Source organism: Celeribacter neptunius, assembly GCF_900113955.1.
In the GTDB taxonomy this organism is placed as follows: domain Bacteria; phylum Pseudomonadota; class Alphaproteobacteria; order Rhodobacterales; family Rhodobacteraceae; genus Celeribacter; species Celeribacter neptunius.
The window spans coordinates 315,716-327,861 of the sequence record NZ_FORH01000001.1 but is presented as its reverse complement, the minus strand read 5'-3'; the positions used below and the strand labels follow the sequence as shown (position 1 = coordinate 327,861).

Sequence of the window (12,146 nt, the reverse complement as noted above, 5' to 3'; positions counted from 1 at the left end):
CCTTGCGCAACATCTCGCCAAGAAATGCCGCAGACCGGGACCGCGCTGCCACTTCCGTCATCAGAACATGAAATAGCGCTGCGCCATCGGCAGCTCTTTCGCCGGTTCACAGGTTAAGAGCTCGCCATTGGCCCGCACCTCATAGGTCTCGGGGTTCACCTCGATCTGAGGCGTCGCATTGTTCATCACCATCGAGGATTTGCCGATATTGCGGGTGTTCTCTACCGCCACGGTTTGTTTTGCCAGCCCGAGCTGTTTGCCGATGCCATCGGCCTGCGCCGCTTGGCTTACGAACAAAACGGCGGAATTCTCGACCGCGCGCCCCATGGAGCCGAACATCGGGCGGGTGTAGACCGGCTGCGGCGTCGGGATGGAGGCATTCGGATCACCCATCTGCGCCACGGCGATGGAGCCCCCCAAGAGGACCATCTCGGGTTTCACACCAAAGAACGCCGGGTTCCACATCACCAGATCGGCGCGTTTCCCCACCTCGATGGACCCGATCTGGGTCGACATGCCATGAGCAATCGCCGGGTTGATCGTGTATTTCGCGACATAGCGTTTCACCCGCACGTTGTCATTGTCGCCGACCTCCTCGGACAGACGCCCGCGCTGTTTCTTCATCTTGTCGGCGGTCTGCCAGGTGCGGATCAGCACCTCGCCGACGCGCCCCATGGCCTGACTGTCGGAGGCGATGATCGAAAACGCCCCCATATCGTGCAGGATGTCCTCGGCGGCGATGGTTTCCTTGCGAATGCGGCTCTCGGCAAAGGCCACATCCTCCGGGATCGACTTGTCGAGATGGTGACAGACCATCAGCATGTCGAGATGTTCCTCGAGCGTGTTGACGGTATAGGGCCGGGTCGGATTGGTGGAAGACGGGATCACATGCTCCTCGCCGACCACCTTGATGATATCCGGGGCGTGGCCACCGCCCGCGCCCTCGGTGTGAAAGGCGTGGATGGTCCGACCTTTCATCGCAGCCACGGTATTTTCCACGAAACCGCTCTCGTTCAGCGTGTCGGTGTGGATCATCACCTGCACATCCATGTCATCGGCCACGGAAAGGCAGCAATCAATCGCGCCCGGGGTGGTGCCCCAGTCCTCATGCAGCTTCATCGCCGCCGCCCCCGCCTTGATCATCTCGACCAGCGCCTGGGGTTGGCTGGCGTTGCCCTTGCCAGCCAGAGCGATGTTCATCGGCACGCCATCGAGCGCCTGCAACATCCGGCCGATATGCCAGGGCCCCGGCGTACAGGTGGTCGCGAGCGTGCCATGCGCCGGACCGGTGCCGCCGCCCAGCATGGTGGTGAGGCCCGAATGCAGCGCGTCTTCGATCTGTTGCGGACAGATGAAATGGATATGGCTGTCGAAACCGCCGGCGGTGATGATCCGCCCCTCGCCTGCGATGGCTTCGGTGCCGGGTCCGACGATGATCGTGACACCGGGTTGGGTGTCCGGGTTGCCCGCCTTGCCGATGCCCGCGATGCGCCCATCCTTGAGACCGATATCGGCCTTGTAAATGCCGGTGACATCCAGGATCAGCGCATTGGTGATCACCGTGTCGACGGCCCCCTCGGCGCGGCTCTTTTGCGACTGGCCCATGCCGTCGCGGATCACCTTGCCGCCGCCGAATTTGACCTCTTCGCCATAAAGCGGCGCATTCTTGCCCGCCCCGGCCAGCTCGGCGGTCAGGTCGCGCTCGACCTCGATGATCAGATCGGTATCCGCCAGACGGAGCTTGTCACCGGTGGTCGGCCCGAACATATCGGCATAGGTGGCGCGGGAAATTTTTGCAGGCATGTGTCAAACCTCTCAATTCATCTCATAGACGGCGCGCATCTCTTCGGTGCGCTGGCGCGTCAGGTGTTCTTTGCAGGTGAAGAGGATGAGCGGCTGGATCGTGCCCCCCTCAAACATGATCCCTTCGGCCTCGCAGGCGGCGTCGCGATAGGGGATCCAGGCGCGTTGCGCCGTGCGCAGCGCCTCGGCGGTCGCCTCGCTCCGCCCTTTGGCAACACCCATGGCCCAGCCATAGATGTCATTCAGATCTTCGTCCGCGCGCATCCACGCCTCATAAGCGCAAAGGTTCATGTCCCGTTGCGTCATCGCATTCTCGCAATCGGCACCCCAATCCGTGCCCTCGGAAAAGGCCGCCGAAGGCAGAAGAAACGTCAGAGTTATGAGCGCCTTGCGGATCACAGCTCACCCATCACTTTCTGATTGAACCCGTAGACTTCGCGCGCGCCTGAGAGCGGCACGAGATCCACCTCGCGGGTCTGCCCCGGCTCGAAGCGCACGGCGGTGCCGGCGGCGATGTCGAGCCGTTTGCCCCGCGCCGCCTCGCGGTCGAAATCCAAGGCGCTGTTGGTCTCGTAGAAATGGTAATGCGAACCGACCTGCACCGGGCGGTCGCCGGTGTTGGACACGGTGACGGTGGTCACCTCGGCGCCGGCGTTGAGCTCGATCTCGCCCTCTTCGATGAAATATTCTCCGGGGATCATGACAGGCTCCTTAGCGAATGGGATGGTGGACGGTGACGAGTTTCGTGCCATCGGGGAAGGTCGCCTCGACCTGAACCTCGTGGATCATTTCGGGAATGCCCTCCATGCACATGTCTTTCGTCACCACATGGGCCGCCGTCTGCATCAGCTCCGAGACCGCCTTGCCGTCGCGCGCGCCCTCGACCACGAAATCGGTGATCAGCGCGATCGCCTCCGGGTGGTTCAGCTTGACACCGCGCTCCAGACGCCCGCGCGCCACCATGGCGGCGAGCGAGACCAGAAGCTTGTCCTTTTCCCTGGGCGTCAGGTTCATATCATCCCTCGTTCTCTGTCTTGTTTCTGCGTCTTGTCAGACCTGCCAGACCCGCGGCAGATCCGCCTGCCTGATCTGTTTCAAAATACGCGCCACATAGCGGCGCAGCGGATAACCGTCGCCCGCCATGGCACGGATCAGCAGTTTGCCGTTCCAGCCGGAGACCCCGGCGGTGACGCCGTCCTGGGTGATCGGTTTGAGCACCTCGGCCAGCGCCTCGGCGCCTTGTTCGAACAACCCGATGGTGGCAATCGCTCGCGCGCCGTTCAAGGTCACCGGATGCTCGCGCTCTGCCAGCAGCCCGGCGTCGATCTCCAGCGGCTCGAGGAATTCGAGCCGACCCGCCCGGCGGATCTCGCGCCGGTCGGTGAGATGCAGTGTCTCAATCACCTCGCCCATCGCGGCACGCCCGAGCACCAGCGACTCGGTGAACAGAAATCGGGCATCGCCGGCGATCTCGGCCGAGGTGCGGCGCGAGAGGCGCGATGTCTCGAACAGGATGGTCTCCTGCGGCAGCCAGTCGAGCCTCGCGCCCCGGCCCGCCACCAGATCGACCGCGACCTCGGCATCAGCGCCGCCTTTGACCGAGGCATAGGCCCGCTCGGCGGTCTGGGTGGTGCCCAGCAAGGCCCCGCCGTCTTCGACCTCGAGCCGGTAATCCAGCCGATCGCCTGCAGTCAACCCTCCGGACGTGTTGAGAAAAACCACCTCGGGCACTTTCGAATGCACCTTTGGCAACATCGCCTTGGCGGAGCCGGACTGGTGCAGATCCCTGAGCCCCTTTGCCCCCATGACAACATGGGCCCGCCCGCGCACGCGCTGCATCGTCGGGGTCACTGGCATGTCGGGCGCGTCGAGCATCGGGTCCTTACCCTCGGGTCTTTGGATCGCTCCGAGACTAGCGGCACTCTCCGGCGGGCTTCAATCCTGTGCGGCGCATTCCGCCCCGAACCCGTCTCAAAAATCAACCAAACGCTCAAAAAATAAGCGCGATCTGTCCTCTAGCACTTTGCCGATGAAAAGAGTAATCCAAGCCCATGACCGAGACACTCACCATCCGCCGCCCCGACGACTGGCACCTGCATCTGCGCGATGGCGCGATGCTCAAGGCCGTCCTGCCCGAAACCGCGCGCCATTTCGCCCGCGCCATCGTGATGCCGAACCTCGTGCCCCCGGTGGTGACGATGGACGATGCCTCCGCCTATCGCGAACGCATCCTCAAGGCCAATCCCGGACGCGGCACGTTCGAACCGCTGATGACGCTCTATCTCACCGAGGAAACCGACCCCGACGATGTTGCCCTGGCGCATGCTTCGGGTCTGGTGAAAGCGGTGAAACTCTACCCGGCCGGTGCCACGACCAACTCGTCTTCGGGCGTGACGGATTTTGCCAAGGTCAAGCCGGTGCTGGAAAAAATGGCCGAGATCGGCCTGCCGCTCTGCATCCATGGCGAGGTGGTGACCCCCGACGTGGATATTTTCGACCGCGAAAAGGTCTTCATCGACACGGTGCTCGATCCGATCCGCCGCGCCAACCCCGATCTCAAGGTGGTGATGGAACATATCACCACCAAGGACGGTGCCGATTATGCCCGCGAGGGCGGCGACAAGCTCGGCGCGACGATCACCACGCATCATCTGGTGATCAACCGCAACCACATCCTCGTCGGCGGCATCAAACCGCATTACTACTGCCTGCCGGTGGCAAAACGCGAAACGCACCGCCTGGCCCTCGTGGAGGCCGCCACCTCAGGCGACGCGAGCTATTTCCTCGGCACGGATTCGGCCCCGCATCTCGACGGCGCCAAGGAAAACGCCTGTGGCTGCGCCGGCTGTTTCACCGCCACCAACACCATGTCGATCCTCGCCGAAGTGTTCGAGCAGGAGGGCGCTCTGGACAAACTCGAGGCGTTCACCTCGATCAACGGCCCGAGGTTCTACGGGTTGCCGCTCAACGAGGCCTCGATCACCCTCAAAAAGGGCGCCCCGGTGCAATACCCGAGCAAGATTGACACGGAAAACGGTCCTGTGACCGTCTTCGATCCGCAAATGCCGCTCCATTGGAGCGTCGAGGCGTAAGCCGCCAGAGACAGCAGCCAGAGACCGCCATCATCAACGGCAGCCAAAGACCAAAGAGAGACATTCGACAATGATCCCCACCTCCTTTCCCGACGAGACCGAGATCGCCCGGCTGACCGCGCGGATGCTGCTGGAAATCGGCGCGGTGAATTTCCGCCCGGAAGACCCGTTCATCCTCGCCTCCGGTCTGCCCTCGCCGACCTATATCGACTGCCGCAAGCTGATCTCTTATCCGCGCATCCGCTCGACGCTGATGGATTTCATGGCGGTGCAGATCATGCGCGAAGCCGGTTTTGAGGCGTTCGACAACATCGCCGGTGGCGAAACCGCGGGCATTCCCTTCTCGGCACTGGTCGCGGAACGTCTCGGCCTGCCGATGACTTACGTGCGCAAGAAGCCCAAGGGCTACGGCCGCAACGCCCGCATCGAAGGCGAAATGAGCGAGGGCCAGCGCGTGCTCCTGGTCGAGGATCTGACCACCGATGGCGGCTCCAAGCTCTCCTTCGTCGACGCGATCCGCGAGACCGGCGCGAGCTGTAACTGGACCGCGGTGATCTTCTATTACGGCATCTTCCCGGAGACCGAAAAGACGCTGGGCGATCACGGTGTGAAGCTGATTTCGCTCTGCACCTGGTGGGATGTTCTCGAAGAGGCGAAGAAGCAGAAGGTCTTCAATGAGGCCACGCTCTCCGAGGTCGAACATTTCCTCGGCGCGCCGCGCGCCTGGCAGGAAAAGCACAAGAAAGGCTGAGGTACTCGGCGCGGTCCCGCCGCGTCTCCCTGCCGCATTCCACGGTCCGCCAAAAATTTATGCGCCGCCGGTGACCGCTCGTCCCGGCGGCGTTTTTCCTTGTGTCAGGGCGGTTTACGCGCGGCGGGTTCGACCGCTCCGGGCGCCTGTCCGGACGCCTGTGAGTTATCCACAGGATATACATTTTGCCTCCCTGCGCGCGCTTGGTTTAGAACATGCAAATCCGCGGGCACGGCGCGACTCGCGGGATCAAAAACATGAGGCCGGACGGGATGAACGAAGTCGCAAATCTACAAGACAGACGTGAAGACAACGCGGGTGACAACGACGCGTCAAACGAGCCGGCGCAAAGCTCTGTGATCACCTCCTACGTCGGCGCCGTGCCGCATAATATCGAAGCGGAACAACAGCTTCTGGGCGCGCTCCTGACCAATAACGATGTCTTCGACAAGATCGCGTCGATTATTGCGCCGGAACATTTCTATGACCCGGTGCACAAGGATATCTTCGAGAAAGCCGCCGAGCGGATCTCGAAAAACATGCTCGCCTCACCGGTGACCCTCAAGGCCTATATGGAAGATCATGTGGGGTTGCAGGAACTGGGCGGCCCGGCCTATCTGGCGCGTCTGGCGGCCTCGGCCATCTCGACCTATGCGGTGCGCGACTATGCGCAGCTGATCTATGATCTGTTCCTGCGCCGTCAGCTGATCGAGCTGGGCAATGAGATCGCCGGTTCTGCGGCGTCCGGCGCCGACGCGCGCGATCCGGGCGAACAGATCGTCGCCGCCGAACAGCGGCTTTACTCCCTCGCCGAACAGGGCAAGGGCGAGACCGGGTTCACCTCGTTTCTCTCCGCCGTGACGCAGGCCGTTTTGAACGCCAACGCCGCCTATGAGCGAGGCGGCGGCATGGCCGGGGTGGCAACCAAGCTGATCGATCTCGACAAGAAGATGGGCGGGCTACACCCGTCGGATTTGATCATTCTCGCCGGGCGTCCGTCGATGGGGAAAACCTCGCTGGCGACCAACATCGCCTTCAACATCGCCAAGAGCTATAAAAAGGGCACCCTGCCCGATGGCAAACAGGGCGCGGTCGAGGGCGGCGTCGTCGGCTTCTATTCGCTCGAGATGAGCGCCGAACAGCTCGCCGCGCGTATTCTGGCGGAAGCCTCGGAAATCTCCTCGCACAAGATCCGTCAGGGCGACATGACCGAGGAGGAATTCCGCCGCTTCGTCGATGCCGCCAAGACACTCGAGTCCTGCCCGCTCTATATCGACGACACGCCGTCGATCCCGATTTCCCAGCTCGCCGCCCGAGCGCGGCGCCTGCAACGGACCCATGGGCTCGATCTCTTGATCGTCGACTATCTGCAGCTTGTGCGCGGCACCTCGCGGACCGAGGGCAACCGGGTGCAGGAGATCGGCGAGATTTCCATGGGTCTCAAGGCCATCGCCAAGGAGTTGAACATCCCGGTGATCGCGCTGTCGCAGCTCTCCCGGACGGTGGAATCCCGCGACGACAAACGGCCGCAGCTCTCGGATTTGCGCGAATCCGGCTCGATCGAGCAGGACGCCGACGTGGTGATGTTCGTCTACCGTGGCGAATATTACAAAGAGCGTGAAAAGCCCGATGACGACAATCTCGAGGCGATGGAAAAATGGATGGCCGATATGGAGCGTCTGCACGCCAAGGCCGAGGTGATCCTCGGCAAACAGCGCCACGGCCCGATCGGCACGGTGGAGCTCAGCTTTGAGGCGCAATTCACCCGCTTCGGCAACCTCGCGCCCGAGAGCTACAACAATTTCGAAACCGAATAATCATCAACGACACTCCATCACGGCGCTTTGCGCTTGCGACTCTTGCACCGCGCCGTCAGAAACAGCGACATGGCTACTTCTACACTCGATATCGATCTCGGGGCGCTCGCCGGCAACTGGCGCGCCCTTGATGCCCTCTCCGCAGACACGGTGGAAACCGCCGCCGTGGTCAAGGCCGACGCCTATGGGCTGGGGGTCGGCAAGGCCGCCCGCGCGCTGATGAAAGCCGGCGTGAAGAGCTTTTTCGTCGCCGCCGCCGAAGAAGGCGTTGCGCTCCGCGATGCGGTCGGCCCCAGCCCCTGGATCGGCGTCTTCGGGGGCCATATGGCCGGCGACACCGACATGATCGCGGATATGCATCTCACCCCGATGCTCAATTCGCTGGATCAGATCACCCGCCATTTCGAGGCGCTCCCGGGCGCGTCTTTCGGCATTCAGCTCGACACCGGGATGAACCGTCTCGGGCTAGAGCCCGCCGAATGGGACGCGGTCAAGGCGCTGGTGATCAAGGCGAAACCCGATCTGGTGATGAGCCATCTGGCCTGTTCGGACGAGCCGGAGCATCCGATGAACGCGCAGCAGCTTGCCGCGTTTCGCGAGATGACCGACGGGCTCAAGGTCCGCCGGGCGCTGTCGGCCACGGGCGGGCTGCTTTTGGGACCCGACTATCATTTCGATCTGGTGCGTCCCGGGATCGGCCTCTATGGCGGTTTCCCCTTCGAGGCCGGCAAGCCGGTGGTCAAGCTCGAATGCCCGGTGATCCAGACCCGCGACGTCATGCCCGGCGAAACCGTCGGCTATTCCAACAGCTGGACCGCCGAAGTGCCATCGCGCATTGCCACCGTCTCCGCTGGCTATGCCGACGGAATCACAAGGCTGATCTCCAACAAGGCAATGCTGTTTGATGGCGCGACCCCCTGCCCGCTGGTGGGCCGCGTGTCGATGGACCTGATCACCGTCGACATCACCCATCTCAGCCAGGTGCCGCGGTCGCTCGATCTCCTGTGCGAACACCAGACGGTCGACGATCTCGCCGAGATCGGCCAGACCATCGGCTATGAAATCCTCACCTCTCTGGGCGCGCGCTACCATCGCCGCTACCTCGGGTGAGCAGAAGGATGATCCGAGGATGAGCGCGCTGATCACACGCCCCCTGGCCCTGCTCGGTGCGACCGTTCTGGCCGCGCTGGCCACCGTCGGCCGTGTGACCCGTTTCGCGCTCGATGCCTTTCGCCATATTATCACCCCGCCGTTTTACGGTCGTGAATTCTGGCATGCGCTGGTGCATGTCGGCTATCTCTCCTTGCCGGTCGTCGGCCTCACCGCGATTTTCACCGGCGGCGCGCTGGCGCTGCAGATCTATGCCGGTGGCTCGCGTTTCTCCGCCGAACAGGTGGTGCCGCAGATCGTCGCCCTGGGCGTGGTGCGCGAACTGGGCCCGGTGATGGTCGGGCTGATGATGGCGGCACGGGTGACCTCGTCGATCGCCGCCGAAATCGCCACGATGAAAGTTACCGAACAGATCGACGCGCTGGTCACGCTCTCCACCGATCCGATGAAATACCTCACGGCACCGCGGGTCTTTGCCGGTCTCGTCACCGTGCCCGTGCTCGTGGCCGTGGGCGACACGATCGGGGTGTTCGGCGGCTGGTTCGTCTCGACGCAATCCTTGGGCTTCAACCCGGCGACCTATCTGCAGAACACCGTCGATTTTCTGGAACCCCCCGATGTGATTTCCTCGCTCGTCAAAGGCGCGGCCTTCGGCGTGATCGCCACGCTGATGGGCTGTTATTTCGGCATGCACAGCGGCCGTGGCGCCCAGGGCGTGGGCCGGGCGACCAAATCGTCGGTGGTGGCCGCCGCCGTGTTGATCCTCGCCGCCAATTTCGTTCTGACACAGGCGTTTTTCTCCACATGATCGAGCTCAAGAACGTCCACAAAGCCTTTGGCGCGAAACAGATTTTGCGCGGCGTCGATCTCTCGGTCGCGAAGGGCGAAAGCTGTGTCATCATCGGCGGCTCCGGCACCGGAAAATCGGTCACGCTGAAATGCATCCTCGGGCTGATCCGCCCGGATCAGGGCCAGATCAAGGTCGCCGGCGAAGACGTCACGGCGACCGGCGATCGCGACGCCTTTCTGGCACGCTTTGGCATGTTGTTCCAAGGCGCTGCGCTGTTCGACAGCCTGCCGGTCTGGCAAAATGTCGCCTTCCGGCTCTTGCGCGGATCTTTGAAACGCCCGCGCGCGGAGGCCAAGGAGATCGCCATCGCCAAGCTGCGCCGCGTCGGTCTCGGCCCCGATGTCGCCGATCTCTTCCCCGCCGAGCTTTCGGGCGGGATGCAGAAACGTGTGGGCCTCGCCCGCGCCATCGCCGCCGATCCGGAGATCATCTTTTTCGACGAGCCGACCACCGGGCTCGACCCGATCATGGCCGGCGTCATCAACGAGCTCATTCGCGAGATCGTCGTCGAAATGGGCGCCACCGCCGTGACCATCACCCATGACATGTCCTCTGTGCGCGCGATTGCCGACAAGGTCGCCATGCTGCACGGCGGCAAGATCCGCTGGCACGGGCCGGTCGCCGAGATGGACGCGGCGCATGACCCCTATCTCACGCAATTCATCACCGGGTCTCCGGACGGGCCGATCGAGACCCTGCGCTGAGAGCGCTCCCCCACGGGGCTGCGCGCACTCTCACGGCGCAAACATCCCGCCCTTGCAATCCGGCGCCTCTCGGGCCACCTGTTGAGCCATGACCAAGCTGCGCCTCGCCAACATGTCGCTTTTGATCCTGTTTCCCATCGCCTGGGTGGCACCGCTGATGAAAGCGGGGCTTCTGCCGGTGTTCTTCCAATCCGAAATTTCGGTGCTCTCCGGCATCCGCAGCCTCTGGCATACGGATATCTTCCTTGCCCTCGTGGTGGTGTTCTTTGCCCTGATCGCGCCCATTGCCAAGGTGCTGGCGCTCGAGGGGCTGCTGTCAAACCGCCTGCCCGCCCGCATCAAGCCGCTGTTGTTCCAGCTCGGTCGGCTGGCCATGGCCGATGTCTTTCTCATCGCCATCTATATCACCGTCGCCAAGGGCATCGGTGTCGGACGGCTGGAAATGGGCTGGGGATTGTATTTGTTCACCTTTTGCGTGTTGGCGAGTCTCGGGTTGAGCCTTCTGGCCGGAAAAAGACACGTCCCGGCCTGACAGGTCCCCCCTGACGGGCTCTGGTACAAGCTTTGGCTTGAAACCTGCCGGGCGCACAGAGTAGAACGAAGCAAGAACGAGCAGAGAGCCAAGACAGGAAAACGCTATGGCCAAGGTCCAAAAGAATTTCGTCTGCGCCAATTGCGGGGCAGTCACCACCAAATGGTCGGGCCGCTGCGATGGCTGTGGCGAGTGGAACACCATTTCCGAGGAAAAGCCGCTCTCGGCCTCTGGCCCGTCGAAAAAGACCCTGGGCGGCATGCGCGGCAAGGAAATCCCGCTCTCGTCTCTGTCGGCAAAAGAGGCCCCGCCACCACGCACCGCCTCCGGCATGGATGAATTCGACCGGGTGCTGGGCGGCGGTCTGGTGCCGGCCTCGGCCATTCTCGTGGGCGGTGATCCGGGGATCGGCAAATCCACGCTTCTGTTGCAGGCCGCGGCAAAGTTCGCCGGGGCGGGTCTCAAGGTGATCTATATCTCTGGCGAGGAGGCCAGCGCCCAGGTGCGGATGCGGGCTCAACGGCTTGGATTGGCGGAGGCCTCGGTACAGCTCGGGGCCGAAACCAACCTGCGCGACATTCTCACCACGCTTGAGGCGGAACAGCCCGATCTGGTGATCATCGATTCCATCCAGACCATGTGGGCCGACAATGTCGAGAGCGCCCCGGGTTCGGTCAGCCAGGTTCGCGCCGCCGCGCACGAACTTGTGACCTTCGCCAAGACCCGTGGCGTCTCCGTCGTGCTCGTCGGCCATGTCACCAAGGAGGGCCAATTGGCCGGCCCGCGCGTGGTCGAACATATGGTCGATACGGTCCTGTATTTCGAGGGCGAGCGCGGTCATCAGTTCCGCCTGCTCAGAGCGGTAAAGAACCGTTTTGGCCCGGCGCATGAGATCGGTGTGTTCGAGATGACCGGTGACGGGCTGTCCGAAGTCACCAACCCTTCGGCGCTGTTCCTGTCCGAACGCGACGAACCGGTGCCCGGATCGGTGGTTTTCGCCGGGATCGAGGGCACACGGCCGGTTCTGGTGGAGTTTCAGGCGCTTGTCGCCCCCTCACCGCATGCCCAGGCGCGCCGCACCGTGGTCGGCTGGGATGGTTCCCGGCTCGCCATGATCCTCGCGGTGCTGGAAAGCCGCTGTGGCATCCCCTTTGCCGGGCTCGATGTGTATCTCAATGTCGCCGGGGGCATGAAAGTCTCCGAACCCGCCGCCGATCTGGCCGTCGCCGCCGCGCTTCTGTCCGCCCGCGAAGACGCCGCATTGCCGAAAGATTGTGTGGTTTTCGGGGAACTTTCGCTCTCCGGCGGGCTCAGACCCGTCGGTCAGACCGAAAACAGGTTGAAAGAAGCGAAAAAACTTGGTTTTTCCTCTGCCATCGCCCCCTCGCATTCGAAAGCCGGGGAAAAGAGCGGTATGGCATTGCGACAAATGAGCGATCTGATCGGATTTGTCGGAGAAATATTCGGCGCAGGCTAGGCACCGGGAA

The 12,146-nt window shown here is 62.9% G+C and carries 13 protein-coding genes; 8 read left to right on the top strand and 5 right to left on the bottom strand.

Going from position 1 to position 12,146, the window contains the following annotated elements:
• Positions 1 to 60 precede the first annotated feature (60 nt).
• The 5 genes from ureC to BM151_RS01665 all read right to left on the bottom strand — a co-directional run bounded on the left by ureC (position 61) and on the right by BM151_RS01665 (position 3,678).
• Positions 61 to 1,803, bottom strand: a complete 1,743-nt coding sequence (ureC, locus tag BM151_RS01685; RefSeq protein WP_090056285.1) for an urease subunit alpha — start codon at positions 1,801 to 1,803, stop codon at positions 61 to 63.
• Positions 1,804 to 1,815: 12 nt separating this feature from the next.
• A complete protein-coding gene (locus tag BM151_RS01680; protein WP_090059080.1) occupies positions 1,816 to 2,109 on the bottom strand; it encodes a lysozyme inhibitor LprI family protein in 294 nt (97 codons plus the stop codon).
• 89 nt (positions 2,110 to 2,198) lie between these two features.
• Entirely contained in the window at positions 2,199 to 2,504 is a 306-nt protein-coding gene (locus BM151_RS01675) for an urease subunit beta (RefSeq protein WP_090056282.1), read from the bottom strand.
• A gap of 10 nt (positions 2,505 to 2,514) precedes the next feature.
• Entirely contained in the window at positions 2,515 to 2,817 is a 303-nt protein-coding gene (locus BM151_RS01670; RefSeq protein WP_090056277.1) for an urease subunit gamma, read from the bottom strand.
• Between the two features lie 36 nt (positions 2,818 to 2,853).
• Positions 2,854 to 3,678, bottom strand: coding sequence for an urease accessory protein UreD (locus tag BM151_RS01665; RefSeq protein ID WP_245781064.1), 825 nt, complete (start codon positions 3,676 to 3,678; stop codon positions 2,854 to 2,856).
• Between the two features lie 176 nt (positions 3,679 to 3,854).
• Between BM151_RS01665 and pyrC the strand changes: the two genes are divergently transcribed.
• From pyrC to radA, 8 genes are all read left to right on the top strand, one after another.
• Positions 3,855 to 4,895 carry a dihydroorotase gene (pyrC, locus tag BM151_RS01660; protein ID WP_090056272.1) on the top strand — a complete coding sequence of 347 codons (1,041 nt, stop codon included), beginning with the start codon at positions 3,855 to 3,857 and terminating at the stop codon, positions 4,893 to 4,895.
• A 70-nt stretch (positions 4,896 to 4,965) separates the two neighbouring features.
• Positions 4,966 to 5,646, top strand: coding sequence for an orotate phosphoribosyltransferase (locus tag BM151_RS01655; RefSeq protein ID WP_090056268.1), 681 nt, complete (start codon positions 4,966 to 4,968; stop codon positions 5,644 to 5,646).
• 272 nt (positions 5,647 to 5,918) lie between these two features.
• Positions 5,919 to 7,463, top strand: coding sequence for a replicative DNA helicase (locus BM151_RS01650; protein WP_090056264.1), 1,545 nt, complete (start codon positions 5,919 to 5,921; stop codon positions 7,461 to 7,463).
• A gap of 69 nt (positions 7,464 to 7,532) precedes the next feature.
• On the top strand, positions 7,533 to 8,573 hold the full coding sequence (gene alr, locus BM151_RS01645; RefSeq protein ID WP_090056261.1) for an alanine racemase: 1,041 nt from the start codon (positions 7,533 to 7,535) through the stop codon (positions 8,571 to 8,573).
• A 19-nt stretch (positions 8,574 to 8,592) separates the two neighbouring features.
• A complete protein-coding gene (locus BM151_RS01640) occupies positions 8,593 to 9,381 on the top strand; it encodes an MlaE family ABC transporter permease (protein WP_090056257.1) in 789 nt (262 codons plus the stop codon).
• Positions 9,378 to 10,127 carry an ABC transporter ATP-binding protein gene (locus tag BM151_RS01635; protein ID WP_090056253.1) on the top strand — a complete coding sequence of 250 codons (750 nt, stop codon included), beginning with the start codon at positions 9,378 to 9,380 and terminating at the stop codon, positions 10,125 to 10,127. Before BM151_RS01640 ends, BM151_RS01635 begins: the two co-directional genes overlap by 4 nt.
• Positions 10,128 to 10,215: 88 nt before the next feature.
• Positions 10,216 to 10,659 (top strand): paraquat-inducible protein A, encoded by a 444-nt coding sequence (locus BM151_RS01630; protein ID WP_090056249.1) that lies wholly within the window; start codon positions 10,216 to 10,218, stop codon positions 10,657 to 10,659.
• Positions 10,660 to 10,765: 106 nt separating this feature from the next.
• On the top strand, positions 10,766 to 12,136 hold the full coding sequence (gene radA, locus BM151_RS01625; protein ID WP_090056246.1) for a DNA repair protein RadA: 1,371 nt from the start codon (positions 10,766 to 10,768) through the stop codon (positions 12,134 to 12,136).
• The last annotated feature ends 10 nt before the right edge of the window (positions 12,137 to 12,146 follow it).

Bases quoted from the DNA above. Each gene is read 5' to 3' on its own strand.
- BM151_RS01675 (WP_090056282.1), bottom strand. From the start codon at position 2,504: ATGATCCCCGGAGAATATTTCATCGAAGAGGGCGAGATCGAGCTCAAC.
- BM151_RS01640 (WP_090056257.1), top strand. From the start codon at position 8,593: ATGAGCGCGCTGATCACACGCCCCCTGGCCCTGCTCGGTGCGACCGTT.
- BM151_RS01630 (WP_090056249.1), top strand. From the start codon at position 10,216: ATGACCAAGCTGCGCCTCGCCAACATGTCGCTTTTGATCCTGTTTCCC.
- BM151_RS01635 (WP_090056253.1), top strand. From the start codon at position 9,378: ATGATCGAGCTCAAGAACGTCCACAAAGCCTTTGGCGCGAAACAGATT.
- BM151_RS01665 (WP_245781064.1), bottom strand. From the start codon at position 3,678: ATGCTCGACGCGCCCGACATGCCAGTGACCCCGACGATGCAGCGCGTG.
- BM151_RS01670 (WP_090056277.1), bottom strand. From the start codon at position 2,817: ATGAACCTGACGCCCAGGGAAAAGGACAAGCTTCTGGTCTCGCTCGCC.
- ureC (WP_090056285.1), bottom strand. From the start codon at position 1,803: ATGCCTGCAAAAATTTCCCGCGCCACCTATGCCGATATGTTCGGGCCG.
- radA (WP_090056246.1), top strand. From the start codon at position 10,766: ATGGCCAAGGTCCAAAAGAATTTCGTCTGCGCCAATTGCGGGGCAGTC.
- BM151_RS01650 (WP_090056264.1), top strand. From the start codon at position 5,919: ATGAACGAAGTCGCAAATCTACAAGACAGACGTGAAGACAACGCGGGT.
- alr (WP_090056261.1), top strand. From the start codon at position 7,533: ATGGCTACTTCTACACTCGATATCGATCTCGGGGCGCTCGCCGGCAAC.
- BM151_RS01680 (WP_090059080.1), bottom strand. From the start codon at position 2,109: ATGACGCAACGGGACATGAACCTTTGCGCTTATGAGGCGTGGATGCGC.
- BM151_RS01655 (WP_090056268.1), top strand. From the start codon at position 4,966: ATGATCCCCACCTCCTTTCCCGACGAGACCGAGATCGCCCGGCTGACC.
- pyrC (WP_090056272.1), top strand. From the start codon at position 3,855: ATGACCGAGACACTCACCATCCGCCGCCCCGACGACTGGCACCTGCAT.